Origin of the sequence: Shewanella putrefaciens (assembly GCF_016406305.1) — a bacterium.
Taxonomy (GTDB): Bacteria; Pseudomonadota; Gammaproteobacteria; order Enterobacterales; family Shewanellaceae; genus Shewanella; species Shewanella putrefaciens_C.
Genome location: NZ_CP066369.1, coordinates 988,988 through 1,014,548, shown reverse-complemented (window position 1 = coordinate 1,014,548; position 25,561 = coordinate 988,988). Strand labels below are relative to the sequence as shown.

Below are 25,561 nucleotides of genomic sequence, written 5' to 3'. Positions count from 1 at the left end.
TTAGCGACACCCTGCTCGACCTATAAAGTCACCCACAATTCGAAACGGCTATTTAAGAATAAAAACCAGCCGATAGTGAGAAAGCCAATGCCGGATAACCCATTAAAAGTAAAAATAAATAAACCCATAACGGATAAGCGACAGGCGATACTCGATACCGCCTTGGCGCTCTTTGTCAGCCAAGGGTTTCATGGTACATCGACCGCATCCATCGCTAAACTTGCGGGGGTGGCAACGGGAACCCTGTTTCATCACTTCCCCACCAAAGAAGCCCTAATGGAATACCTATTCCTAGCAATAAAACAAGAGTTTGCCGATGCCTTGCTGTTAAACACACCCACAAGCACGGATCTGAAACACAATGCCCATCAGCTATGGCAAAGTGCCATTGATTGGTCGCTGGAAAATCCAGTCAAACAGCTGTTTTTTCAACAATATTCTATGTCGCCCATGATTGCCGCTAAGGTGCGCGATCAGGCGATGAATAGCATCCTTGGCTTTATTAGCGAACTGATAAAACAGGGGCAATTGATGGGGTTAATTGCCTATTATCCTATTGAATTAATGTTAGAAAATTGCCATGGCCAATATCTAGCTGCAACACGTTTCTTTATCGATAACCCGCACCTAGGCGCCAACCCTGTGTACCGCGATGCCAGTTTTGAACTCTTCTGGAAAGCGATGGGAGCGGATTAAAACCAACTGAACTCTTGCACGCTAGCTCTGGCTTAATTCCAGTGCTTTTTCGGCTGGCTGCGCCATTTGGGTTGGGCTCCAGTAGCCTTGCTTAATGCCCTTATCAATCAGCTCAGCAACTGCTAATTCAATGGCTTGCAATACACAAAATTGTACAGGTTCATTTGTCGTGAAGCCCACTTCGGCCTCGGCGAGTCGGTTTAAACTGGTGAAACGGAATAATCCTGCGCGCATTTCCTGGGATAGGACCCGCTTACTGGTTGAAACTGACATCATCACTTTCCCCGTGTGCACATCCACGGCCCGCAGGTAAATAGTCACCAGATCCTCGCGGTACATTTCCGATGCGCTAATACCGTAGTATTCAACGCCGGCGCCGCCCGTACTCGTGTTAGTCTCATAACTGATAATCCCGCCTTCAAGCAATAATCTTGCGGTAGATAACACGGGCACTTCATCTACCTTAGTCCCGTTCTGCTTGTTACTTATCTTGCGCTCTGTGAGTAGATTCTGTAACCCTTCACGCTCGACCGGGGTAAACCATTTTGAATCGAGCAACGTCTGGATCAACATAGATGTCGCCCCCTGAGTCACTGCGGTGGAGAATGAGCTCACATTCGCCTGTGGCTTATATTGACCAGTTTGATCGCGAAAGGAATACACGGCCACAGGAATAGGGAACTTAGGGCCAGGCTGGGTTTGCAGCCCACGCATAACCTCGCTCACCGGATTGACCTCGGCGGTGGTGATATTGAGATCGGGCTTGGGGATCAAGCTACAGGCCGACATGCTTAACAGCAGCGAGGCAATCAACACTAAGCGCGCCATTAGTTTCCCCCCCCAAATGTCGGCATTTCTATCACTGTGACTTCCCCAGTTTCGATGTTGGTGATCGTCAGCATCACACCATTACCCGTCGAGGCGACTTCGATGCGAAAATCACCGGTGTCATAAACCCCATCGGTAATTTCACCATCGGCAACCCCTCGGGTAATCGAGTTGATAATGTTACGCTCTAGGGATTCTTTAAAACGAGTGACAAAGTCCTTCTCGGTCGAGCTGGCTTGATTATCATTCTGTGCTTGGGCTTTATTCAGTAGGAAGGCGCCATTCAATGGATTACCGCCAAAGCTGGGATTCACTGGGGTGTAAATCAACTCAGTGGCTTGGCCACTGCCTACCACACAGAGTGCGGCAAGGGTAAGTAACGTCCTGTAAGTCATTATTATTATCCTAAAAGTCGTCCGATGTTCCTGAAAAATCACCTGTTATTGCATTGGCTCGCACTTGAGCTAAATAATCAATCGTCAGCAGAATCGCCTGCTCCGCACTCTCTTTTATCGGGTTTGCACGGCGGCCAAAATGAGTGCTGTAGATCCGAGTCCCGTTCACTTCCAAGGTTAAAACCGTCCCCGCCTGTGGAAACACAGTCTCATACAAGGTCACGTTAAAGCCCTGGGTAAAAGGTAAATCACGCCAGTAACTCGAGTAATAAAAACCAAAGTCTTTACCGAATCGAGTCAAGGTTCGATCTATCACTAAACCACTAATTTCAATGTCGTTATCGGCAAAAGAGCTAGGAGAGGCCAACAGCAGGAATGGGCATAAAATGCAGATCAGTAAACACTGTTTTAAGGATTTCACTTGCCCCTCCCTTTAACCCCTGGGTCATCCTGATTTGAAAATGAAGGCTAGGAGAAACGGCTCAATCCCTACACACATTTTCGATAACGCAGGTTAACAGGGTTAAAGATCCTTAGTCATTATGCCTAGGGGAAAATTAGCCCGAAGAGCTAAGATAAAAAGGCCAAAATAGCCCATTTGGGTAATACGCTAGGGGACGTTCGCTAGGTTGTTATGCCTTAACGAATGGATAAATAGACACTCGGATATTGCGACTAGATTATTGCGGTAGCCATAACTGCACTGAAAGCCCGCCACCACTACGATTATGCATGCTAATACTGCCATCGTGTGCCTCGATAATCTCCCGGCAAAGGGGTAAGCCTAATCCAGTACCCGATTGTTTTGTCGAGTAAAATGGCAATAGTGCCTGCTCTAACACTTCACCGGACATGCCAGTACCACGATCTTCAATCTTAATACTAAAGCCGACGCCATCGGTTAAGCTTTGCAGCCGAATCGACAGGCTGACGTCTTCGGGGTTTGAACCCGATTCATGGGCATTTTTCAGCAAATTTAACAGCACTTGCTCCAACTGTCCCCGGTCGAAATAACCATCCTCTTCGGGTAAGTCATGGGTGAGTTTAAAGGGATAATGCTGGGTTAATTGGCTAGTAAATTGCGCCCAATTCACACGGCTGCGTTGGGGGAATGGCAACTTAGCGAAGCGCGCATAATTGAAAATAAACTGACTTAAATGATTGGTGCGATTCTCAATCGTATCGAAAATCAGCTTAAGCTTAGGATTGTCCATCTCTTTGGTGAGCAGCCGCCCCGAGTTGACCATAGAAGCGATGGGCGCCACCGAATTGTTGAGTTCATGGCTAATAATGCGGATCACTTTCTTCCACACGGCCACCTCTTGGCGATTGAGTTCTCGGGTCATCTGCTTGAGCAGGATTAAGTTATGCTGTTGGTTATTCAGTAAAAATTGACCACGACTCAGATACCAAGTATCGACTTCATCCTCACCCATGGCAAAGAGGCCACTCTTTTCATGCTTAAGGGCTAGGGCAAGTTCTTCGGGTAAACCCACCAGCAATTCATCTAGGCTTAGCCCCTCCATTTTTCCTTTAATATGAAATAGATGACGCGCGGCATCGTTAGCGTAAATCAGTTTTTGATGATCGTTGAGTAATAACATCACATTGGGGGAGCTTTGGATGACTTTATCGAGCAATAACTCCCGCTGGTAAATGTATTGCCTTTCCTGGCGCAATTTTGCCGCAGAACGATTAAATAACTGGGCTAAGGTGTGGAGCTGACCTTCACCATGCTCTGGAATACTCACGCTAAAATCATTATCACTAAAGTTCAGCAGACCTATTTCAAGTGAGTCCAAGCTGCGACCAATATGCCGCGTTAACCAAGCGATACTAAGACCACAAACACCGCAGGCGAGCAGTAACACCATCACACCTTCCCCTAAGGTCAAACTCGAGACACGCTTGTCCTGTGGGATCTCGACGGGCGCCACAGTAGATACGGGGGCTTTAGGCGGTAAAATGGATAGCGGCTCGACACGTAAAGGCTCGACAATATGAGGGAGTGAATTAAACGGCCCTTCTTTAAGCTGTTCTAACTTGAAGAGTTTTATCTGCAATTGCTCTTGTTTAAGTTGTTCGAGCTTTTGCAGTTCAGCCTTAATTTGCTCGGCCCTCTGGCGCGCTTGCATCGCCGCCGCCAACTGCAGTTGTTCGGTATTTTTAAGGGCAAGTTCGATGGAAGCGGCGGTATTTTCCAGCTCTGCAAAGTCGAGCTGCACATTCACATCAGGGATTTCAATCACGCGAGGCGTGGAGGCAACCGGTGCCTCGGGTGATAAATATTTCACCAAGGCAAAGCTAAGCAAGACGCCAAAGGCGCAGCAAGCCATTGAATAAATGATAAGTTTAGTTCGAATTAACACTCACATTCCTTAATCGATAGCCTGTACTTATACCCTAGCACCAGCGCTTAGCCTATGACTTATCTAACCCAAACTTATCCATGCGTCGATACAACGCCTGACGACTGAGTCCCAGCGCTTTTGCGACTCTGGCAATCACGCCATGATACTGTTTGAGCGCCGCTTCGATATCTTCTCGGCTCACCTCTAACGCCTCATGGGTGGATAGCCCTTGGGCACGGGCAGCGTCATCAGAAAATGCGGCATTCGCGGGAGTCGAAACCGATGCATAAACGGGCTGAGGAACAAACTGTGCTTGTTCGAAACGTCGCGGCTCAGATGCGGCCGCAATATGGGACGTCGCCGATCTTACCCCGTTCACAAACGCTGCCAAACCAAAGTCAGTTTCAGTCAACACATGGCTTTGCGCCAACAATACGGCTCGCTTGCAGGCGTTTTCAAGCTCGCGCACATTGCCTGGCCAACGGTGCTGCAACAGCGCCTGCTGTGCGGGTTTACTCAGGTTAAACTTAGGTCCAACAAAATGTTGTACTAAGGGCAAGATATCATCGGTGCGTTGATTGAGCGGCGGCAAGGCTAGCTCAATCACATTTAAGCGGTAGAATAAATCCTCACGAAAACGCCCTTCGGCGATATCTTGGGCTAAGTCGGCATTGGTCGCGCTGATCACCCGCACTTTCACTTTTTGAGTTTTATGGCTACCTAAACGCTCAAACTCGCCGGTTTGTAGCACTCGCAATAACTTCACTTGGCCAGATAGGGGTAAATTACCGATTTCATCTAAAAACAGTGTGCCGCCGTCGGCCGCTTCGAAGCGGCCAATACGCGCCTTGGTCGCGCCGGTAAAAGCCCCCGCCTCGGCCCCAAACAACTCGGCCTCTAACAAATCCATAGGCAAGGCACCGACATTGACCTTGATAAAGGGCTTGTTTTTTAAGGGCGAATTAGCGTGGAGAATATCGGCAAGTTTATCTTTACCCGCACCATTGGGGCCGGTGATCAATACCGACACATCGGAGCGCGCCAGTTGCAGGGCTAAATCAATACAACGCTGCATAGCGCCGCTGCCAAAGACAATTCCACAGAGATCCGCATCGGCGATCGCCACTTGGCGTTGATGATTAACCCGCTCTAAACGGTGGTTAGCGCGGGAGAGTTTATAGAGTGAAATTAGATTTTTGATGCTATTGAGCAGCTTAGCGTCATCCCAAGGTTTGCCCATATAATCGGCTGCGCCCGCTTTGACTAATTCAACCGCGGTTTCGAGTTGGGTCCAAGCCGTCATTAAAATGATCGGTAAATTCCCTTGGCGTTCACGCAGGGCGTAAAACAGCTGCCGACCTTCCTCACCCGAAGTGGTATCCCGGGTAAAGTTCATATCTTGGATCACTAAATCCACATCTTGAGTCGCCAATAATCCAAGGGCATCCTCTGGGCTGTGGCAAGTCAACACCCGATAATCATTAAGCTCTAGCATCAAAGCTAAGGCTTGGCAGATGGCATGATTGTCATCGACGATAAGGATGGTATCCATAAGTATGCGTTCTATCCTAAGTAAAATCCGTTAACCGTAAAGTAACAAAAAGTGCAATAACATCCTATTGTTATCGCACTTTTATCCTACTTTCATCCTAGTTTGAGTGACGCTCAATTTGCCGCTATACGCTGCGGGTTGCGGTCGCCGGCGAAATATTTGCCGCCTTGCGCGCCGGTAAGTAAACCGCCAGCGTGGTCACCACAAATAAGCCTGCCACAGTCAATATTGGATAACTTAACGCCAACATAGGTAAGCTATAAATTTTCATTAACTGTTGCCCTAGCTGTATCGCTAACAAGCCGCCCAGCACGCCTCCCGCGAAGCAAATCAGGTAATTCTCTACGAGGAAGTAACTGATAATATCGCGCTTTTTGGCCCCCAGTGCCCGGCGAGTGCCTATCTGCTTAGTGCGGCGCTGGATATTAAACATCACCATACCCGTTAAGCCGAGGGAGGTGATAAGCAGCAGCAACACCACCATCATAGTCAACACTGTGATCATCAGTTGATGGTCGCGGTAGGAACTCTCCTTTAAAGCCTCGATTGACTTAAATCGGTCGAGCACTCGATTAGGATTTTCAGCCAGTAGCGCCGCCGTTATCGCCGTTTTCAGCTCCGCATGGTGCTCAGGTTTAGCGCGCACCATATACGAACTGCCACCATAATCCACATTTTGGATAATGCTGTTTTCAAGATCAGAACTGTCAATCCACGCGCCTTGCAGTTTATCGACTACGCCAATCACAGTGATCTGCGCATCCTTACCCTCGTACAACACTTTGCCCAGTGCTGATTCATCAGGCCAAACGGCCTTAGCTAACGCGCTGGAGATGATGGCTAATCGACTCGGGCTATCGAGATTGTCTTTAAGTTCATGGGGATAAAAGTTACGCCCCTCAATCAACTTAAGGCCTAAGGTCTCAATGGTGTGATCTGTCCCTAAATACATGGCAAATTGCGGTGTCGACTTAGCGCTATCCGGATCTGGGCCTAGGTTTAACGTGCTAGACCAGCCACCACCGCTCAACGGCAACATGTTGGTTGAGGTCGCAGCAATCACATTGGGTAAACCCCGTAAAATTTGCTGATCAATTTTATTTTGCGCGGTTTTATCAATCGAAGAATCGAAATTGTACAAGCTAAGGGTTAAGACTTCTGACTCTTTAATCCCCGAATCACGCTGCATCAGGGCTAAACGTTCCTGAATAATAAAACTCGCATTCGCCACTATCGCCACGGATAGAATAATCTGAATAAGCAGTAGGATTGGGCCGCTTTTACTGCGCAATAAACTGCTAAAAATAGGTTTAATATGCAACATAATGAGTCCCTTACTGGCTTTTTAGATAAACGCTAGGTTTAGTACGACACACTACCCATGCTGGGTACAGGCCAGCCAACAACGCTGTGCCAACCGCAATACTCGGGGTGATAATCCACATACTTGGCGATAAATGGGTTAAGCCCTTGGCAACATTAAACTGAGCCGATAAGCCGTAAAGAGAGGCGTAGGCCCAAACCAGTCCCAGCAAGCCACCCAATAAGCCAATCATGCCCACTTCCACCATATACTGAGCGAAGATTTGGCCGCGGCTAGCACCAATGGCACGGCGGACTCCCACTTCGGGTGCGCGCTTGAGAAACTTAGTCAGCATTAAACCTAATATATTTACTAAACAAACACTTAAAAACAGTACGCTCAAACCAACCAAGATTTTATTGTCTTCGGGCACTACATTATTGTATTCAAGCCAGGTCGCCACATCGGAGATTTTGACTGAGTCGGCGGCGGATTTATTATCGGTAAAACGCCCCAGGGCTTTTTGTTCAGCCACATAATTGCTCAGCCAAGTACGATAGCTGGCCACAGCCTCTTTATTTGGCAAATCAACCCAATACAACAACCACACTTTTTCAGAGTTAAGCCGCTCGCTGTAACTATTCGCCGACTCAAACTTCCAACCAGAGGTGTTACCCCACACATCAAACTCTTCGATAGGCGTTAGCGAAAACGGCACAAAAATTTGTTCAGTATCGTTAAAAGCACCATTGGTGGGATCGTAGTATTTAGGCTTGGGATCCCAGTTTTTTATCACCCCAACCACTTGATAAGGCTTGCGATTAAGATAGATAACTTTACCGACACTGTTTTGGCCCGCAAACAGCTTTTGATTGAGATTATCGTTAATCACCACTTGATAAGCAGGCTCAGTATCGACGGATTTATCCCAAACGTTGCCGTATAAAAATGGCACATCAAACATCTTGAAAAAGTCGCTGTCCGTCACCCGAATGCTTTCTAAAATAGGGGCGAAATTAACATCATCCGTTTGTACCGCCATCCCAGAACGAAACATTACAGCTTGGCGTTTAGGTAAGGTATTTTTGCGTAAATTCATCGCGTCTTGGTAAGTCACTAACGAGTGAAACTCATCCCAAGAATCGGGCCCTTGGCTCCAAAGCTGCACCGCATTCAACTCATCAGAACGCTCACCCGCAGGGTTAAACGCCATCATCTTGTACACGTTTAACGTAGTGATAGTGATACCAATACCAATCGAAATCGCCAACACCATCAACAGCGACAACACTGGGGTTTTCTTAATGCTGCGCCAGGCTAAATCAACATAATAAAAAAACATAATGCGTATCCTTAGTCAGCGTTCGCGACAAGTTTGTCTAGTGGATCTGTCGTCGCAATTTGTGCGCTGCCACGGGGCTGATACATAGTAAAGTCACACACTTGGCCGTCGACAATTTGAATATTGCGCTGGGCGCGGCGAGCGAGTTCTGGATCATGGGTCACCATGATAATGGTCGTGCCCGCTTGGTTGATATTTTCAAGTAATTCCATCACTTGACGCGCCATTAAGCTGTCGAGGTTCCCGGTCGGTTCGTCGGCGAGCAGGAAGCGTGGCTCACCCGCCAATGCACGGGCAATCGCCACCCTTTGCTGTTGTCCACCCGATAGCTGAGTCGGAAAATGCTTGAGGCGTGAGGCCAAGCCCACTTGTTCTAATGCCTGCTGTACGCGGCGTTGGCGTTCCTTGGCATTAAAACCGCGGTAGCGCAGCGGCACTTCGATATTTTCAGCCAAATTAAGGTCGGGAATTAAATTAAAACCTTGGAAGATAAAGCCAATTTTCTCGTTACGGATAGCGGCGCTCTTGTTATCGCTTAGGTTAGAGACATTAATCCCATCGAGAAAATACTCGCCGTGGGTAAAGCCTTCGAGCAAACCGGCGATATTTAAAAACGTCGTTTTACCTGAGCCAGAAGGACCCGTTACCGCGACAAATTCGCCTTCATTCACGTCGAGGTTAAAATCGCGCAGGGCGTGGGTTTCGACTAAATCCGTTTTAAAAACCTTGTTCACACTCTTCATAGATAACATGCTAATTTCCTTAAAATAATCAAATCAATTTTACGATCTAACTCTGCGTCTAAACGGCTCGATTCCTAGTCGCAGGATCAGTAGCCGCAGGATCAGCCAAAAAATGGCTCAACAACAGACTCTAAAAGCCATACAAAAGCGCCCAATATCAGGTCGGCGCTCTCGAGTGAAACCTCACCCACTTGGTGAACCTCATCTAAAGGATTGGTCCATTCCAATAAATTGAGTCCAAGAAAAAACCAGCTATTGGCCTCACCGATACCGAGTTCTACCGCTATCACAAGTAACACTAAGGCCAACACGCCGCACATTTTTGATGACATCAACTCACGAATATCAAAGTCTTGATTGCGCATATCTAGCTCCTATTTCCTATCGCAGTATTGCTCGCCATTGGCGTTAGCCACTGCGGTGTTAAATCCCTTAATTGGGTGTTGGCTGGGCCAGTTATCAATGGATTCTGACCTGTTCGGCATTATTGAAAGGGTTAGTGCTTGAAATGACCCACTCATCGCCGGCTTTGCCGCCATCGAGTACTTCGACTTGACTCAGGCTAGTGCTGCCGAGTTTGATAGTGCGTCGACTGGCTAAGTCACCCTCTATTTGGTAAACCTCATTGCCACCGCCGCTGGTCATAAAGTCACCACGTTTGACCATCAGCACATTAGGTCTGTGCTCTAACAATACCCGGGCCGAGATACGTTGGTTCTGACGCAATTTTAAGCTGTCGCTTTGTTCAAACTGCACCCGGGCGGTCACTTCACGATTACGCACTTCGGGGGAAATGGACGATAACTTACCCATTAGCTTCACGCTGCCGAAACTCAGCTCGACTTCCATGCCTAAACCCAAATCGTCGGCGTAGGACTCTGGCACGGCAAGTTCGGCCTCATAGGCGCTTAAATCGACGACGGTTAAAATAGGTTGGTTGGCGCTCAAACGCGTTTTTTGCTCGGTGAGCCAGTTGCCGATAATGCCAGCAACGGGAGCCTTGATATTCAAGGCGTCGACCTGACGCTCGAGCTCTTGCACCGCAAGACTTTGGCGCTCGACTTCTAACGCTTTGTTTTTGATTTCAAAGGTGAGCGTATCTTTGGTGAGTGCGACTTCCTGCTGGGCATGGGCAAACTTAAGCTTAGCCTTGTGTAAATCATCTTTGCCCTTCTCATAGTCAATCTGGCCAATCAGCTGGCTTTGAATAAGCAACTCACCGCGGCGGCTCTCCCTATCGGCAGCCTCAAGGTCGACCGTTGCCATATCTAAGGTTTGATACGCCTGCAACTGGTCACGTCTGGCATCCAACTTAGCGCGCTCTAATGCACTCTCCATACTGGCTAATACTGACTTAGCCTGCTCTAACTGATTACTGAGTCTTGGGCTATCGAGTTTAGCGACCACATCTCCTTTATTGACCGTATCGCCAGGATTACTCAGCAGCGTCACTGTGCCTTCCTCTGTGCTATACAAAATCGGCGCATTGGCCGCTACAATTTTACCTGTGGTCGCCACATCGCGAGTGAGGGTTCCCACATATAAAGTGGCGGTTGTGATATCGCGACGATTTAAGGATTTACTCACGTTATCAGTGCCAAAACTTGCCCACACTAAGGCACTCACCAATAAAGTGCAGCCCGCAATAATCATGGGAGATTTGAGACGTTTAGTGGTCGATGGCACAAGGAGGGTATCTTGGCCGCTGGTATCTTTAATCATACTGTTACTCGCTTCCCTGTCTGGATCATCAGTGCCAGCAAGATTAAGCGGACACTATTGGAAATCTATGTGATGAAAATAGCAAAGCCTATGCCAAACTAATTAACCATTTGTTTTTAAATGAATTAATAGATTTAAAACGACAAAGTGTCCGCGGACACTGGGGCTTAACCTCAAAAGTGTCCGCTGCTGTTTACTAAAAAGTGTCCGATTGAGGAATGTGGTTCCTAGCACTAGATTTATTCGCCAAACCGTCGAGTTTCCCTTTACAGTAAAATCCCTGCCACATAAGATCCCGCCACCCTCGCAGCAAAAACGATCAGAAGAAAAGCCTATGACTACAATTACAATCACTCGCCCAGACGACTGGCATATTCATTTAAGGGATGGCGCCCAACTTAAAGATACAGTGCGCGATATCAGCCGCTATATGGGCCGCGCTATCGTGATGCCAAACTTAGTGCCACCCGCTATCGATACCGAAACCGCGCTAACCTATTACGACCGCATTAAAGCGCAGGTGCCCGCTGGCTCACAGTTTGAACCTTTGATGGTGTTGTATTTAACCGACAAAACGAGCCCTGATGAAATCCGCAAGGCCAAAGCCTCGGGTAAAATTGTCGCGGCTAAACTCTACCCAGCGGGCGCGACGACCAACTCGGATTCCGGCGTAACCGATTTGAAGAACATCTACCCCGCCCTCGAAGCCATGCAAGAAGTCGGCATGCTGTTTTTAGTCCACGGTGAAGTCACAGATTCTGCGATTGATATTTTCGACCGCGAGCGCGTCTTTATCGAAAATATCTTAAGCAAAATCGTCGCCGATTTCCCAGCGCTTAAAATCGTGCTTGAACATATCACCACTAAAGATGCGGTCGATTTTGTCACCCAAGCCTCTGATAATGTGGCAGCAACTATTACGGCCCACCATTTGCTGTATAACCGCAACCACATGCTGGCTGGCGGTATTCGCCCACATTTTTACTGCCTGCCGATTTTAAAACGCAACACCCATCAGCAAGCGTTATTAGCCGCCGCAGCAAGCGGTAGCAAGAAGTTTTTCCTCGGTACAGATTCGGCGCCCCACGCTAAAGATAAGAAAGAAGCCGCCTGTGGCTGCGCGGGTTCCTACACGGCCCACGCGGCGATTGAGCTCTATGCCGAAGCGTTTGAGTCGGTGAATGCGCTGGATAAACTCGAAGCATTCGCAAGCTTTAACGGCCCAGATTTTTACAGTCTGCCACGCAATAGCGATACCATCACGCTAGTGAAAACCCCATGGAATGTCCCTGCAACTTACCCGCTGGGCGACACGAGCGTTGTGCCGATCCGTGCAGGTGAAGTGATTGATTGGCAAGTTAAATAAGTAATTGAGTAAACCAAATTTCTCTAGCCAGTTCTAAATCAGCACAACTACCCTAAAGCCGCATCTGCGGCTTTATTTTTAACCTCCCTAGTACACAGCTCTCTGCTGGAATTAAGACGTTGTATAAAGCATTAAGGATGAACCGATTGAAGTGATGGTTGTTTTTGAGGTGTCTGACGGGCTCATCCAAACCATGTGGAGTTTTGCTACTCGCTGAAAAGTGTTACACCTATCTCAAATTCAGTTTCGTCGCATTGTTTTGGCGTGATATCAACGCATTCTGTGAGATAGGCGACTGTCCCTTAGCCGTAAAATATCTTAGGGTAACTGCTAATAACCCAAAGGGCGAAAGCACAACGCTCCTTTTTATAACCACTTTGCCCAACAACAGGAATTGCTAATGTCTGATAACGAACAAGCCTTTTACGCCCGCGCCACTGAGTTGATTAAGCTCGCGAACCAGCAGAACCAGAACACAGAGATCCAAACCGGTGAGGTCAGCGCTTCCTTTATGTGGGCCCTCGCCCGCTACAACGCTTGGTTTGGCTCCACCAGTTTTGAAACCAAGGAGCAAATGCAGGCCAAAAAGCAGGAAATGATGGACTATTATATGGAGCGCTATAAAGAGATGCTCGACACCCATCTGGAAGATTATATCGAGAACTTCGACCACTACCGCGCAACACAGAAGTAACGACCAAAAAAACACCCCGATAATCAAATATTTTCGGGGTGTTTGATTTGCAATCCTGAGCCTAACACAGAATGTTGAACAGCCTCCTAGCGACCGTCTGAGGCTTCGCTTCCCTTAAGATCTTCTCCCTTCGGCTGACCAAATTTTTACCGACATTAGCCTAAAACGACTAAACTCATTGCATTAGTTCACTATATCGATCTGTCAAATGGCTTAATCTAGCTTTTTATGATCAGCCATTAATACTCAGGAGCGCACAATGAAACACATTTTATCCTTCGCTGTTATCGCTGCAGTCACTCTCAGCCCAATTTGCTACGGTGCTCAGTACGTTTTCCCCGCACAAGGGCAAACACCAGAAACACAAAAAGCAGATGAAGCAGCTTGTATTGCTTGGGCAACCGCACAAACAGGTTACGATCCCGCTACGGCGACAGCGGCTGCACCAGCGACCCCGGCACCCGTAACCACAGAATCAACAGCAGCAACGACGGAAAAACAAAGGGGTGGCGCGCTTAAGGGAGCTGCCATCGCATCTGGTGTCGCGGCCATTACGGATAACGATAAGAGTGACGCCGCCGCTGCGGGGGCCGTCGTTGGGCTGGTAGGACAAAGATCGAGTAATCGCCGCGCCGAGAGAAATGCGACAGAGACTGAGGCGCAACAACCACAAACTGCACCAGCGCCTGCCGCCGCCCCAACGGCATCTGCCGCCGAATTTGAAAAAGCCAACGCCGCCTGCTTAACTGGCAAAGGCTATACGGTACAATAATGCCGCTATTATTGTTTCCATGGAATTGGGCATAGGTTCCCTTAAGGTAGACTGACCTATGCCTTTTAAACGCTGTGCCTTTTTAAACAAAAGCAACCTAAGTGTGCCACCGTTCTAAAGCCCCCTGATCCTAGGGCTCCTAAAAAGCGACCACGAAATCACTTAGCCTCTTAAAATCACTTGGTCTCTTTAAGGCTTAGCGATACGACTCAGTTAGTACATGTCTTTGTGATACTGCAATCTACCACATTTATCTTTGCTTGCTGGGCATACTGCTCACGGGCAGCCTTAGCTTTTCGCTCTTCAACCTTATGCTGCACGGTTGCAATAAATGACTTATCAATGGTTTCAACGCCAAAGTAAGCAGAAACATCTTGGTAAATAAACCAAGATGCAGAAGCAACTAAACCGAAGATCAGCGGACGTAACATGATTTCTAAACCTCAACAAGTGTATCAACCACGTGACTATAGCTGAGGTTTTTAGTAAAGAAAACTGTCAATTTACTGGCTTAAAATCGTCAAATAACCAACTGATTTCAATAGGATAGAATAAAGCAAAATCCTTATACATCATCACTTTAGCAGTTTCAAAACGAATCCGTATTCAAGACGCCAAAAATCAATACTAAAGACGCTAAAAGCAACCTTATTTGACGGAGTTTAATGGGCGCCAATAAATCATGTATGGCTTAAGTAACGCCAGAAAACTGGCGAAAAAATCAGCTATTTTATTTTTTGACGTTCCTACTACGGCATTAAACTCACCAGAGGTTTAACCTATATGCCAACAATCCCGGCCTGCATTTTTACTGTGGTATAGCGCCGTATCCGCGGCTTCAAATAGTTGTTTTGGTTCTTTAGGTCCAAATGCCACCCCAATACTTAAAGTGACTTTGCATGCCTTTTCACGCCAGTGCTGCTGCCGGATATATTCCAATAAATGCTCTAGATGGTTTATCAGTTCAGTCTGTTCATTAACGGCCAATAAACACGCAAACTCATCGCCACCGAATCGATATACCCGTTCACGTCCAAAGATCAATGCCAGCGCCTCTGCAACGCGACGTAGAACAGAATCACCAAACTGGTGACCAAAGTTATCGTTTATCAATTTGAACTTATCTACATCGATTAAAACCAAGGCATAACTTTGTATACCTAATGCCCATTGCTTCATGTCTTCATCAAAAACTAGGCGATTACCAATACCCGTTAACGGATCTTGCCTAAGTTTAAGGCGTTGATTCGCACATTGGCTTTTTATTTTATCCAGACTGTGATCAACAAACCAAGCCGAATCAATAGAATTCCTGTTGATAGTTTCATTATTTAGTTGTTCTATTTCCATTTCAACAAGCATCAATTCTTGACGAAATATTTTAACCAATGAACGGATCCCCATAGCAACAACGACACAAAAGGCACCAACCGGTAATATGAGTATAATTAACTGTGTGAGTAACGCCTTTCTAAATCTTGATGATGGGACGTAAATACCAATATCCCAATCAACATAAGTCAACTCTTTAATGAATAAAGCACCATCAATCAAACCATGAAAACTGCCATAATTTTGTTCTGATTTAAGTCTATCAATCTTTAACAATTCTTGATTAACGACTGAAAGCATTTCATGGCTATGCCTGTCACGAATAAATACCGATATATCTAAGCTACTAGACATTCGTTTTAATACTTTCCCTAAGCTTTCAAGTGACATATCGACTAGCATTACACCGAGCACGTCACCATTATCAGCGATAACCTTCTGCCCTAAACTTAGCACAAGATCCTGACTGTTATACTCTTCGTACGGTCCAACCCACATAGGATTGTTATGTTCTTGCTGTATCACTGTATACCAAGGGCGAGTGGTTGGATCAAAATCATCCCCCCGTTCCCAGTAGGGATAGCTATCTATATTTCCATTAATAGCATTATAGAAATAAATATAGTGATCCTCTTCCATTTTTATTTTATGGGCGATTGACCAGGATGAATTATAAACCGACTCTCCACGTTGAATAGCATCTTTATCAAGTAATGAAATCAATACTGAATGTTGTTGCTCATTTTCCTTTACAAGCTCATACACATAAGTGCTTTCCAATACATTCAGTATTTCCTCATAACCAGCAACTCTCAAACGCACATAATTATGGTAATTCAGTATAGCCATAATTAAGGTAAGAATGACAATACCAATACCAGCAAAAAAGAACATCTTAGTAAGCAAATAATTTTGTTTAAGCAGTGATATATTCGTCTGTCGCATTGATTACTCTTAGCCTAAATACATGTAATCATTTTACTGCTTTCTACAATTTCATTTATTGACGACTATCAAACTATCTGTTCGACCCGTTTAAATCGCCTCAATAATTAAACACAATTAACACACTTGCCAACACTTGTATTAATGGTGATTAGGCCAAAATTTAAATAATAACTGAAAAGTGCTAAATAACGGCTTTTACGCTAAAGCCCCCCTTTAGATTTGACTGGGACGTGTTAATAAATGCAATGGTGCACCATCGTTTAAATAAACTTCATCTGCCAAATACAACTTATTGGTGCGGATCATCTGCCGAATCGCCTCAACATAGGCATGCCCACGCTCAGAATAGCGGTCTAACGTGCCAGCGAGTGCTGCGCCTGTCACAGCTTGTTTCGCTTGCCTTGATTGGGCACGCAGTGTGCGCAACTTTTGATAAGCATTATGGGTATTTAAATTAAACAAATATCCTTCAACGGATGCCAAAGGTGTCTCGAATCGCGCTAGACCATAACGGCCTAAACCAGGTCGTTTTTGCTTAGGCTCCATGCCATTTCCGTTAAAATCCCACTGGCCAAACAATGCATTACCTTCAAGGGTAAAACGAGATGTGCCCCAGCCACTCTCCTTTGCCGCTTGGGCTAACACTAAAGATGGCGGTAGTATATCCACCCTTTCAAGCAGCATTTGTCTTTGGGATTCTGATAGCGATCTATCGGCACTGCCTATGACTTTGTACTTTATCCCTAAGGCGATTAATTCAATGTTATCAAGGGAAGCCGACATAATAACTTGCCTTTCTTGCAGAATTTTCTCATTCGCCAATAGCACTAAGGGCGTCATCAATCTAAAAAACACCATTTTCTTTTGCTTCACAGGGATCTGACTTGACACTGAACTCCAGCCTTGTCCCACGGCATCAAAGGTCAACCTAGGTATCGATTTATTGCCTCGATGGAAATTTTCAGGCGTGTAATTGAGTGAATCAAATAGAAGCATAAGTTCATCAAGAGAACTGATATTGAGATGCAAAGGTTTAGACTCAGCCATATCAAATAATATGTCATTTGAAATCAGCTTGTTAACCTGCGCCTCTTGCGCATACGCCAGAGGGTCTAATGCAGACAAAACAAGGAGTACGGACAGCGCTAAAAAAGGCTTAAGCTTTATGAACATGGTATATCTCTAACTGAGCAAACGGTAAATAGTGGGATTAGCCAATACATAGGGCGCGTAAGGTAACAATAACAAGCTGACGGTTTGCTTAATCGATATATAAAATGACCCAGACTAAGGTCATTTTATTTTGGCTGGATAAGGTTGAGATAGCTAACGCGAAGCCGCCATTCTAGTTGGCAGCCGCTAAACATAGGGAATGGCATTAAAATGCCCGAAAGAAAATCCCAAAGGCGCTGAAGATGGCGACAAACCATGAAAGGGATCTTAAGGTGCCCTTATTGGCAAGGTACAAAATGTGATACACAAAACGGGCCGCGACATGGGTGATCGCAAGCCACTCGGCGGTGGGATCCACTTTGCCCGTCGCGATAACCACCAATACCGCAATGCCGAACACCAACAGCGACTCGAAGGCATTCTGATGCCCAGCTAAAGCGCGAGCACCAAAGCCAGTTAACTGTGCCTGTTGAGTGCGAGGGTGGTTATTGTCATAGCCGCCCGCCTTTGCCATTGCCCAAGCGACAGGGCCTTTGGCGAGATAGGGTAATAACATGGCGATAAACAAACAGATTAATAGGGTATTCATTGGGCTTCCTTGTTTTTATTCATAGTGTGGCTATCTATCCTCTCGGTGGTTATGCCAAAAGTAAAGATAGGTTAACGCGCCTTATCCAAGGCATCACATAGGGCTTGAACACCGAGTAAGGCCCTCGGGGTCGCGCGGTGCAATAAATCGGCATTAATTTGAAAGATCTGTTGTTTTTTAACCGCAGGGATCTCGGGCCATTGGCTCCAATCAACTCCCTTCACATTGCCTTCCTCTTGGCTTTGCAAAATCACCTCGGGCATTGTCAGTAACACATTTTCTAAACTCACCTGCGGGTAATCGCTATCGGCAGCATAAAACACATTTTGCCCATGACACACATCGATAATCTGCTGGATCCAACTGTTTTTAGAGACTGTCATCAAAGGCGTCGACCAGAGTTGATAAAACACTTTAGGCTTAGTTTTTTCAGCATTTTCAAGGCGTAATGCCATAAGTTGTGCGCGATATGCTGCAGCGGATTTACGCGCCTCTTCGGTATGTCCCGTTAATTCACCTAATTCCTCAAGCTCCTTGGCAACCCCTTCTAAGGTTTTAGGATCGCTCCCATAAAGAGTAAAGCCCAGCGTCTTCAACTGCTGAATATCTTCGGCCTTATTACCAGAGTCCCACACGACGATAAGATCGGGATTAAGCTCTAACACGCGCTCCATTTGAATGCCGTAATAACCGCCAATGCGGGGAATGTTCTTAGCAGCCTCGGGATAATCGGCAAAATCGGTCGTAGCGACTATCGCCTCCCCTGCGCCTATGGCGTATAGCATTTCAACCGCATGGGGCGAGAGGGCGATAATGCGTTTAGCCGGTTGGGCCAACACAGTAGTCGAACACAAAAAACATAGCCCGAAAAATAGCCCCATAACACCTTGTTTGTACATATTATTCCTTAAGTAGTTAATTGATTAGCTCAGTCGGCCAGCCATAGTTTTCTAGGTAAGCTTGCAGATTTTTGGGCCGATATTGAGGGTCCTGCTCCCAACGCTCTTTTACCGAGCGATGCAATAATATTGGCGCTTTACTGGGGTCGAGTGGGCGTAAATAGACCTGCTTTATTCGATAAAAATTACGCCGTGAATCATGCAGAGTCGCCAAAGAATTGGGTCGCAAACTCGCCTGTAAATGGGGCTCAAGACTTAAGTTGAATCGCTGCGCCTCATTTATCATCCACATAAGCGCGTTATCCGATAACAGGGAACCGTCCCTGTCGGGTTTATAACTACCACCAATATTGCTATGGGCGCCCACAAACCACACCTGCTGCATATCCATATTCTCACGTACTTGCCAGATGGTCGGTTCAAAGTCACTGCGATGCTCATCTAGGGCTAAGGCATGGCGGGCAACGCGCACATTGCGGCCGATTTTGGTGTCGTAAAATTCGTCTTTATCTTCAAATAAGCCGAGGAAGGAAATCGGGATCCCCATGGCGCCCACCGTGTCCCACACCCCAACAAACTTTATCTCCCGCGACTCATGGCTATACTTTTGCCTAAACTCAAGGGATTTATCACCGCTTGGGGCAAATGGCGCGCTGCTTTTTTTATAATGGTCAAAGGCTTGCTGGATAAGCCGAGCATCGGGGCGCTTAAGTATGCCGCAGTTATTGATTAAACCGCACAGACAGCGCACTGTGTAAGCGCCGCGGCTAAAACCAAACAGATAAATCTCATCACCGGGAGAGTAGTTTTGCACTAAGTAGCGGTAACCATCCATGATGTTTTTATGCAGTCCCCGCCCCGTCGCGCCGCCAATCACTTCATCGTAATAGGAGCCGACGCCCCAGTCGTAAAACACTTGCTGTGGTTTACCATCGGCCGCAATCGGGCTAATGGCTCTCGCAAGGCGCAGCACATTGGTGGGGAAATCGACCTTAAGGTCTTTCTCGGGCCGATTCCAAGTGCCATCGGCACAAATCACAATACGTTTATTCATCGCATCATCCTTGAGGCACCTATGCCCAATCTCGATGGTAAAAAGCTGCCAATATAGACGTTAAAGGATTTTACCAAGGAACACCCTCGATGGCCCTATGTTACTGACGGTTCGAGGATTTAAAACTTACCTTGCTTAACATGCTTATGTCGCAGGAACCCTATACTGACATAAAACCATAAGCTGACAAATTGGAACAATGAAATGCAACTACAGTTTGCATGCGCAATTTTCTTACGAGAGAGGATTAATGCTTTCTTTAACAAGGATTTGGACAGAGGAACGTTAAATATGGAAGGGCTAATATCACTAAATGAATTATTGCTTGGTTCTTAAATGCAGGCCCCTATTGAAGGGCGAACCATGGTATTCGCTCACCGACACGGTGAATAGAAACCTAGGGTTTCTACGTTTATGAACGAGAGCCATGGACGGCGAACTGGCTGTTAAACAGGGACGTTGTTCAAGTCCCTCCCTGGATGCTCGCTAATCACCATGGCTCACCTGTTTAGCATCGACGTAGCCTGTAAGTTTTAAATAAATACTCAGCAAGTTTTTGGACATTTCCGAGTCAGACTTTTAGTTCGGATTAGTTAGTCTCGGATTAAAATTTCTATGGGTAACGATTTGCCTATGGAGATTTTAGGAGCGCTTTTCCAGCGAGTAAAATTTCCACTATGATGCGCTTGTTATGTGCTTATAAACTTTCATAGTAACTAATTAATGATTCCAGTACCGAAACGTCTTTTATGGATGCCTGATAGTTGGCTTTATGCAGGCCGCCAGAAAATACTCTGCCAAGTGCCGTTGATACATCCTTCCCGGAAATACGTTCAACGTTCTCAACACCAGCAAAAACTGGAGGTTCGCGATCAATCCGGATAAACAGGCCAGTTTTGGTATTAGGGTCAAAGGCAAATTCCGTTTTTTTAGCTGATTTTATTTTGTAACTCCAAAACTTATCAGTGTTATCTTTTTTGAACAGTGAAACTCTATCTTCGATAGTAGATAGAAAAACAACGGCCTCTTTTCCAGTAATACTCATGCTTTATAAATTACTCCGATTTCAAATTGGCACATAACGTCTTAGTATTTATGCGCTGCGCTGTTTGCAGGGCATAAATCGCTTGTTGACTCAATCTTAAATATGGCCGCTGCCACATCCATGTCAATTGGTATAAATGATGCTATAGGAATTTGCTTTTTTGCGGTAGCGGTTTTTCATACAGTTTGATGGGTAATCACTTGATATCGTTTTAGCTTTCTCATTTTTCGCGCTTATTTTTGCTGATGAATCGCTAACTAACGACTCAAAACTCCAAGGAATACACCTCCCCTCGGAGTTGCCGCAGGGCGAATAGAGCTCTTGATTTAATAAAGAGTGCGTGAGTTCGGTCATGGATGACCGACTAGCTTTCGCAGGTGCAGGGACGCATCCTTCGGAAGCGATAGCAAATTTGGCAATGAGCACAAGGAGCTTTCAACTCCGTTGGGGGCGTCTTGGAGCATCCAAGGAGGATAGGACGAGCAGTCCTCCTTGGTCGGGTGTGGGGTGAAGCACCACGACTTTGATTTTGATTAAAGCATTCAAACTACGAAACACACTTTGGGGCAAATATCATTTTAGCTAAACGGACAGTGTAAGGGGTAGTTAAGATTGCCATTGTTGCACCAGTGACCTTCTAAAACATGTATGTTTTAGTAGAGCCCTCAGGGATGAGTTCACGGCGTGTCACTGGGGAAGCAATGTCAATTAATGCGTAATGCGTGTAGCTTAACTGTCTTGCTTTGGGGCAATATCATTTTAGCTAAACGGACAGTGTAAGGGGTAGTTAGGATTGCCATTGTTGCAACAGTGACCGTTGGCGGCATGGCCGCCATTTTATCTCTGCCCCATATGGGTATAGGAAATGTCGCTTTATGGCTATAGCGACACACGCTCTGCTTAATAATCAAACCCAGGCTGTGCTTTTATTCCGGCGTCAAAAGCATGTTTTATCGGTTGCACTTCACTGACGGTATCGGCCAGTTCGATAATGGCGCGATGGCAGGCGCGGCCAGTGATGATCACATGCTGCATGGGTGGACGATTTTTAAGTGCACTGAGCACCCGCTCTACGTCCAAGTAATGGTAACTCACCATATAGGTCAGCTCATCGAGCATAAGGCAATCGATAGACTCATCTTGCAGCAGTTTTTCGGCGGCTTCCCATGCAAGCTCGGCTGCGGCGGTATCTTTTTCTTTATCTTGGGTTTCCCAGGTAAATCCGGTGCCCATCACATGAAATTCAACCCCTGCACCTTCGAGTAAGTTACGCTCACCGCACTCCCAAGTGCCCTTGATAAACTGCACCACGGCGGCTTTTTTACCGTGGCCAACAGCGCGGGCGACAGTACCAAAACCTGAGGTCGACTTGCCTTTGCCATTGCCGGTTAAGACTAACAAAATGCCCTTTTCATCCTGGGCGGCGGCAATTTTAGCGTCGACTCCCGCTTTGAGTTTTTGTTGGCGTGCCCTGTGGCGTTCGGCCTTTAATTGCTCTTGATTATTATCGTTTGCTGTTGTCATGGTTTGATGTTCATCCTACGACTTAACTGATGCGGTTAAGATTATCTGTAATTGTGGTAAGTCTAGATGTTCGGCCAGTACATCGGCCAAACGATCCAGTTGTTGTTCTCGAATGGCATTAATATCAATGGTCTGGGCATCTTCTAATCCCGCCCAGCGCAGGATTAACTGGCACGCCTCAGGGCTATCGAACAGCCCATGCAAATAGGTCCCCAAAATTTGTCCATCGTCACTCAAACAGCCATCGGCAAAGGAGTTATCCTGCTGTTGGTCAAGACAATTCTCACTTTTCAGCCATAATGGGGCTGGTTTGTCGGCCATACTTGAGCCTAGATATTGGGACTCGCCGCAGTGGATCTCATAGCCTTTTACCTCAACATTCTGCCCTTGCAGTGCTAAATGGCCTGTGACCCTACGTAGCTGTTTTTCAGCCTTAAATTCGGTGGCTATGGGCAAATATCCCAGCCCTTGGCTCGTACCGAGGGAGTCTTCAATCCCCATGGGATCGGCAATGCTTTGACCTAACATTTGATAACCGCCGCAAATCCCTAACACTTTACCGCCATAACGCAGGTGTTTTGCGAGCTCTTTATCCCAGCCTTGCTGGCGTAGAAAGGCCAAATCGGCGCGCACATTCTTACTGCCGGGCAAAATCAATAAATCGGCGGCAGGCAAATGAGTGGTGTGTTCCGCGGTTTGGGTCTGCAGTGACACATAATCAAAATCAATATCGGGATGCAGCCTAAGCGGATCAAAATCCGTGTGATTGCTGGTGCGCGGATACACCAGCACCCGCACTTTAAAACGACTCTTCGCCTGCTTATTTGGCGAATCTATCAGCGCATCTTCGGCATCCAGATGAAGATCATGCAGGTAGGGCAGCACGCCTAACACGGGCTTTTGGGTATAGGCTTCGAGCCAATCGAGCCCTGATTGCAACAGGCTAATATCGCCCCGAAAACGATTGATCACAAAGCCCTTTACCCGCGCCTGCTCCGACTCGGATAACAAAGCTAAGGTCCCGACTAAATGGGCAAATACCCCGCCCTTGTCGATATCGGCAATGATAATCACGGGGCAATCAACCGCTTCGGCAAACCCCATATTGGCAATATCGCCCTCACGCAGGTTGATCTCCGCCGGGCTACCCGCACCTTCGACCACTATGGTTTGATACTGGGCCTTCAATCGCGCGAAGGAGTCCAGCACAGCACCGAGTGCCATCGCTTTGTAATCTTTAGATTTAGGGCCAAAAAAGGCCGAGGCTTCGAGCGTCGTTAACGCTTTACCCTGAACAATAATCTGCGCGCCCGTGTCCGAACTTGGCTTAAGGAGAATGGGATTAAAATCCGTATGAGGCTCAAGATGACAGGCCGCGGCTTGCAAGGCCTGTGCGCGGCCAATCTCGCCGCCATCGATTGTAACTGCGCTATTAAGCGCCATATTTTGCGGCTTAAAGGGCGCAACCTTACAGCCCTGACGGACAAGCAAACGACAAATACCCGCCACCAGCGTACTTTTGCCCGCATCCGAGGTAGTGCCCTGCACCATCAGCACCTTAGCACTATGGCCAAGGCTTATCTGGGCCGGGTGATTAAGTACGCGGGCTTTGTCTGGGTTGGGAATGGACATAGATTAACAACTGATTCTCGTTGACGAATATTAAGCAAGCAGGCTTAACTCACCTCAGCCAAGCCTATACTGCCTTTAAATGCTAAATGGGCTTTAATGCTAAACAGGCTTTAATGCCAAGGGTAAACCCGCCACCACTAAGGTGACATTGTCGGCTAAGGCCGCAACGGCTTGATTGAGCCAGCCCGCCTCGTCGACAAATTGCCGGCTTAACTCACCTAAGGGCACTATGCCAGAGCCGACTTCGTTGCCGATCAAAATCACCACACCTTCGAGTTCGGCAAGGGAATCGATAAAAGCGGTTTTTTCTGCCTGCCAATTCGCCAGCGCATTATTGCCAGAATTTGCTGTTTTAAAGTCAGTTGAGAAGTCAGTCGCAAAGTCAGTTGCTGCATGCCACTCGGTCGGAGCTGGTTCATCATACTTAGGATTAGAGGCGAGTAATTGATTGGTTAACCAAAGGGTTAGACAATCGACTAAAATCACTCGCCCCGGTTTTGCCAATCGCTTTAGCAGTGCCGTTAGGGCTAGCGGTTCCTCGAATAGTTGCCACTCGATATCATCCCCTAAGCGCTCCTTTTGATGCATGGCGATGCGTGTCACCATTTCAGCATCCAATGCCTGCGCCGTCGCCACATAGCAGGCATCGAACCCCAGCGCTGTATATTGGCGCACAAGGGATTCACCGTAGCGGCTCTTACCACTACGGGCACCGCCTAAAACTAAGTGGATCACAGTATGCTACCTACGACCAGCAGCACGAAATAACACACTATTTCAGATATTTGCTGCGCGGCGCCTAGGGTGTCACCGGTATAACCACCAATCTGACGCCTAAAAATAACCACAAATAATCGACGTAAGCCTATCATCACTAATAAGAGTGACAGTGCGGCTAGGCCCTTAAGGAAAAGCAACACTAACACACCGCTGGAAACTAGGATAAATAACTCATTAACACCTTGATGTTGCGATAATGGCTTAGACTTGCTGGTCTCATCGTCGCGCACATACTTTTCGGTAAAGATAATACTGGCGGCAACCACGCGGCTCACGGTATGCGCCACAATCAATGCCGATCCCGCGACCACAGGATCATACAGCGCCAACTCGACCAATAACTGCCATTTCAGTAGCAACACTAACATCAAGGCCAGAGCGCCATAGCTACCGAGGCGCGAGTCTTTCATAATGCGTAGCTTGTCTTCGGCCGTCCAACCGCCACCGAAACCATCGAAGGTATCGGCTAATCCATCCTCGTGGAATCCGCCGGTGAGCAAGACGCCGGTCACCATAGCCAGGAGCACAGACACCCCCGCAGGCAGCCAGTTCTGCGTCAGCCAAAATACAATGGCGCTTAACAGACCGACCAACAAACCGACGAGACCAAAATAACGGCTCGCCTTGTTTAATTTATCCGCATCGACCTCCACCCATTTGGGCATAGGAATGCGGGTAAAATAGCCCATGGCAACTAAAAATAAATCTATCTCTTTGTGCCAGCTTTCGCGTTCTGACATAAAGCATCCTTAGTGAGTTAACACTTGCTGCAAGGTTTAAGGTTAAAACAGTTGGCTAAAAGTTATTGTCATTATTTTAAA

The 25,561-nt window shown here is 46.9% G+C and carries 25 protein-coding genes and 1 pseudogene; 5 read left to right on the top strand and 21 right to left on the bottom strand.

What is annotated here, in order from left to right; all coding sequences use genetic code 11:
* Positions 1-87: 87 nt before the first annotated feature.
* Positions 88-696 carry a TetR/AcrR family transcriptional regulator gene (locus tag JFT56_RS04365; RefSeq protein ID WP_198782490.1) on the top strand — a complete coding sequence of 203 codons (609 nt, stop codon included), beginning with the start codon at positions 88-90 and terminating at the stop codon, positions 694-696.
* Between the two features lie 21 nt (positions 697-717).
* Here the strand turns inward: JFT56_RS04365 and JFT56_RS04360 are convergent, their stop codons facing one another.
* From JFT56_RS04360 to JFT56_RS04315, 10 genes are all read right to left on the bottom strand, one after another.
* Positions 718-1,524, bottom strand: a complete 807-nt coding sequence (locus JFT56_RS04360) for a CsgG/HfaB family protein (protein WP_198782489.1) — start codon at positions 1,522-1,524, stop codon at positions 718-720.
* Entirely contained in the window at positions 1,524-1,919 is a 396-nt protein-coding gene (locus JFT56_RS04355) for a curli assembly protein CsgF (RefSeq protein ID WP_198782488.1), read from the bottom strand. Before JFT56_RS04355 ends, JFT56_RS04360 begins: the two co-directional genes overlap by 1 nt.
* Positions 1,920-1,929: 10 nt before the next feature.
* A complete protein-coding gene (locus JFT56_RS04350) occupies positions 1,930-2,340 on the bottom strand; it encodes a curli production assembly/transport protein CsgE (protein WP_198782487.1) in 411 nt (136 codons plus the stop codon).
* Between the two features lie 259 nt (positions 2,341-2,599).
* Entirely contained in the window at positions 2,600-4,288 is a 1,689-nt protein-coding gene (locus JFT56_RS04345; RefSeq protein ID WP_198782486.1) for a sensor histidine kinase, read from the bottom strand.
* Positions 4,289-4,340: 52 nt separating this feature from the next.
* Positions 4,341-5,822 (bottom strand): sigma-54-dependent transcriptional regulator, encoded by a 1,482-nt coding sequence (locus JFT56_RS04340; protein WP_198782485.1) that lies wholly within the window; start codon positions 5,820-5,822, stop codon positions 4,341-4,343.
* Between the two features lie 124 nt (positions 5,823-5,946).
* Positions 5,947-7,146 carry an FtsX-like permease family protein gene (locus JFT56_RS04335; RefSeq protein WP_198782483.1) on the bottom strand — a complete coding sequence of 400 codons (1,200 nt, stop codon included), beginning with the start codon at positions 7,144-7,146 and terminating at the stop codon, positions 5,947-5,949.
* Between the two features lie 10 nt (positions 7,147-7,156).
* Positions 7,157-8,467: an ABC transporter permease gene (locus JFT56_RS04330; RefSeq protein WP_198782482.1), complete on the bottom strand. Its 1,311-nt coding sequence runs from the start codon at positions 8,465-8,467 to the stop codon at positions 7,157-7,159.
* Positions 8,468-8,478: 11 nt separating this feature from the next.
* A complete protein-coding gene (locus JFT56_RS04325) occupies positions 8,479-9,219 on the bottom strand; it encodes an ABC transporter ATP-binding protein (protein WP_198782481.1) in 741 nt (246 codons plus the stop codon).
* Between the two features lie 92 nt (positions 9,220-9,311).
* On the bottom strand, positions 9,312-9,575 hold the full coding sequence (locus tag JFT56_RS04320; RefSeq protein WP_198782480.1) for a hypothetical protein: 264 nt from the start codon (positions 9,573-9,575) through the stop codon (positions 9,312-9,314).
* A gap of 94 nt (positions 9,576-9,669) precedes the next feature.
* Positions 9,670-10,932 (bottom strand): efflux RND transporter periplasmic adaptor subunit, encoded by a 1,263-nt coding sequence (locus JFT56_RS04315; RefSeq protein WP_198782479.1) that lies wholly within the window; start codon positions 10,930-10,932, stop codon positions 9,670-9,672.
* 334 nt (positions 10,933-11,266) lie between these two features.
* Here JFT56_RS04315 and pyrC point away from each other — a divergent pair, with 334 nt between their 5' ends.
* From pyrC to JFT56_RS04300, 4 genes and pseudogenes are all read left to right on the top strand, one after another.
* A complete protein-coding gene (pyrC, locus tag JFT56_RS04310; protein ID WP_198782478.1) occupies positions 11,267-12,298 on the top strand; it encodes a dihydroorotase in 1,032 nt (343 codons plus the stop codon).
* Positions 12,299-12,428: 130 nt separating this feature from the next.
* A pseudogene (locus tag JFT56_RS20080) lies at positions 12,429-12,515 on the top strand (steroid delta-isomerase); the annotation flags it as partial.
* Between the two features lie 183 nt (positions 12,516-12,698).
* Complete coding sequence (locus JFT56_RS04305) at positions 12,699-12,992, top strand: DUF3144 domain-containing protein (RefSeq protein ID WP_198782477.1); 294 nt, start codon at positions 12,699-12,701, stop codon at positions 12,990-12,992.
* A 259-nt stretch (positions 12,993-13,251) separates the two neighbouring features.
* Positions 13,252-13,764, top strand: a complete 513-nt coding sequence (locus JFT56_RS04300; RefSeq protein ID WP_198782476.1) for a hypothetical protein — start codon at positions 13,252-13,254, stop codon at positions 13,762-13,764.
* 209 nt (positions 13,765-13,973) lie between these two features.
* Here JFT56_RS04300 and JFT56_RS04295 read toward each other — a convergent pair whose 3' ends face one another.
* The 11 genes from JFT56_RS04295 to JFT56_RS04245 form a co-directional block, all read right to left on the bottom strand.
* Positions 13,974-14,195: a hypothetical protein gene (locus tag JFT56_RS04295; protein ID WP_007645213.1), complete on the bottom strand. Its 222-nt coding sequence runs from the start codon at positions 14,193-14,195 to the stop codon at positions 13,974-13,976.
* A gap of 343 nt (positions 14,196-14,538) precedes the next feature.
* Positions 14,539-16,041, bottom strand: coding sequence for a diguanylate cyclase domain-containing protein (locus JFT56_RS04290; protein WP_198782475.1), 1,503 nt, complete (start codon positions 16,039-16,041; stop codon positions 14,539-14,541).
* Between the two features lie 216 nt (positions 16,042-16,257).
* Positions 16,258-17,217: a glucosaminidase domain-containing protein gene (locus tag JFT56_RS04285; protein ID WP_198782474.1), complete on the bottom strand. Its 960-nt coding sequence runs from the start codon at positions 17,215-17,217 to the stop codon at positions 16,258-16,260.
* A 205-nt stretch (positions 17,218-17,422) separates the two neighbouring features.
* Complete coding sequence (locus JFT56_RS04280; protein WP_198782473.1) at positions 17,423-17,806, bottom strand: MAPEG family protein; 384 nt, start codon at positions 17,804-17,806, stop codon at positions 17,423-17,425.
* Positions 17,807-17,877: 71 nt separating this feature from the next.
* Positions 17,878-18,705 carry a cobalamin-binding protein gene (locus tag JFT56_RS04275; protein WP_198782472.1) on the bottom strand — a complete coding sequence of 276 codons (828 nt, stop codon included), beginning with the start codon at positions 18,703-18,705 and terminating at the stop codon, positions 17,878-17,880.
* A 16-nt stretch (positions 18,706-18,721) separates the two neighbouring features.
* On the bottom strand, positions 18,722-19,759 hold the full coding sequence (locus tag JFT56_RS04270; RefSeq protein WP_198782471.1) for a DUF2235 domain-containing protein: 1,038 nt from the start codon (positions 19,757-19,759) through the stop codon (positions 18,722-18,724).
* A gap of 697 nt (positions 19,760-20,456) precedes the next feature.
* Positions 20,457-20,804: a hypothetical protein gene (locus JFT56_RS04265; protein ID WP_198782470.1), complete on the bottom strand. Its 348-nt coding sequence runs from the start codon at positions 20,802-20,804 to the stop codon at positions 20,457-20,459.
* 900 nt (positions 20,805-21,704) lie between these two features.
* Complete coding sequence (cobO, locus tag JFT56_RS04260) at positions 21,705-22,328, bottom strand: cob(I)yrinic acid a,c-diamide adenosyltransferase (protein ID WP_198782469.1); 624 nt, start codon at positions 22,326-22,328, stop codon at positions 21,705-21,707.
* Between the two features lie 15 nt (positions 22,329-22,343).
* On the bottom strand, positions 22,344-23,879 hold the full coding sequence (locus JFT56_RS04255; protein ID WP_198783493.1) for a cobyric acid synthase: 1,536 nt from the start codon (positions 23,877-23,879) through the stop codon (positions 22,344-22,346).
* A gap of 180 nt (positions 23,880-24,059) precedes the next feature.
* Entirely contained in the window at positions 24,060-24,695 is a 636-nt protein-coding gene (gene cobU, locus JFT56_RS04250; protein ID WP_198782468.1) for a bifunctional adenosylcobinamide kinase/adenosylcobinamide-phosphate guanylyltransferase, read from the bottom strand.
* Entirely contained in the window at positions 24,692-25,480 is a 789-nt protein-coding gene (locus JFT56_RS04245; protein ID WP_198782467.1) for an adenosylcobinamide-GDP ribazoletransferase, read from the bottom strand. The genes cobU and JFT56_RS04245 overlap by 4 nt, the downstream gene beginning before the upstream one ends.
* Positions 25,481-25,561 lie beyond the last annotated feature (81 nt).

Coding starts and splice junctions, on each gene's coding strand:
- JFT56_RS04335 (WP_198782483.1), bottom strand. CDS start 7,146: ATGTTGCATATTAAACCTATTTTTAGCAGTTTATTGCGCAGTAAAAGC.
- JFT56_RS04285 (WP_198782474.1), bottom strand. CDS start 17,217: ATGTTCATAAAGCTTAAGCCTTTTTTAGCGCTGTCCGTACTCCTTGTT.
- JFT56_RS04315 (WP_198782479.1), bottom strand. CDS start 10,932: ATGATTAAAGATACCAGCGGCCAAGATACCCTCCTTGTGCCATCGACC.
- JFT56_RS04275 (WP_198782472.1), bottom strand. CDS start 18,705: ATGTACAAACAAGGTGTTATGGGGCTATTTTTCGGGCTATGTTTTTTG.
- cobO (WP_198782469.1), bottom strand. CDS start 22,328: ATGACAACAGCAAACGATAATAATCAAGAGCAATTAAAGGCCGAACGC.
- JFT56_RS04325 (WP_198782481.1), bottom strand. CDS start 9,219: ATGTTATCTATGAAGAGTGTGAACAAGGTTTTTAAAACGGATTTAGTC.
- JFT56_RS04320 (WP_198782480.1), bottom strand. CDS start 9,575: ATGCGCAATCAAGACTTTGATATTCGTGAGTTGATGTCATCAAAAATG.
- JFT56_RS04340 (WP_198782485.1), bottom strand. CDS start 5,822: ATGGATACCATCCTTATCGTCGATGACAATCATGCCATCTGCCAAGCC.
- JFT56_RS04295 (WP_007645213.1), bottom strand. CDS start 14,195: ATGTTACGTCCGCTGATCTTCGGTTTAGTTGCTTCTGCATCTTGGTTT.
- JFT56_RS04330 (WP_198782482.1), bottom strand. CDS start 8,467: ATGTTTTTTTATTATGTTGATTTAGCCTGGCGCAGCATTAAGAAAACC.
- JFT56_RS04265 (WP_198782470.1), bottom strand. CDS start 20,804: ATGAGTATTACTGGAAAAGAGGCCGTTGTTTTTCTATCTACTATCGAA.
- JFT56_RS04280 (WP_198782473.1), bottom strand. CDS start 17,806: ATGAATACCCTATTAATCTGTTTGTTTATCGCCATGTTATTACCCTAT.
- JFT56_RS04255 (WP_198783493.1), bottom strand. CDS start 23,879: ATGGTGCAGGGCACTACCTCGGATGCGGGCAAAAGTACGCTGGTGGCG.
- JFT56_RS04290 (WP_198782475.1), bottom strand. CDS start 16,041: ATGCGACAGACGAATATATCACTGCTTAAACAAAATTATTTGCTTACT.
- JFT56_RS04355 (WP_198782488.1), bottom strand. CDS start 1,919: ATGACTTACAGGACGTTACTTACCCTTGCCGCACTCTGTGTGGTAGGC.
- pyrC (WP_198782478.1), top strand. CDS start 11,267: ATGACTACAATTACAATCACTCGCCCAGACGACTGGCATATTCATTTA.
- JFT56_RS04360 (WP_198782489.1), bottom strand. CDS start 1,524: ATGGCGCGCTTAGTGTTGATTGCCTCGCTGCTGTTAAGCATGTCGGCC.
- JFT56_RS04270 (WP_198782471.1), bottom strand. CDS start 19,759: ATGAATAAACGTATTGTGATTTGTGCCGATGGCACTTGGAATCGGCCC.
- JFT56_RS04365 (WP_198782490.1), top strand. CDS start 88: ATGCCGGATAACCCATTAAAAGTAAAAATAAATAAACCCATAACGGAT.
- JFT56_RS04305 (WP_198782477.1), top strand. CDS start 12,699: ATGTCTGATAACGAACAAGCCTTTTACGCCCGCGCCACTGAGTTGATT.
- JFT56_RS04300 (WP_198782476.1), top strand. CDS start 13,252: ATGAAACACATTTTATCCTTCGCTGTTATCGCTGCAGTCACTCTCAGC.
- JFT56_RS04245 (WP_198782467.1), bottom strand. CDS start 25,480: ATGTCAGAACGCGAAAGCTGGCACAAAGAGATAGATTTATTTTTAGTT.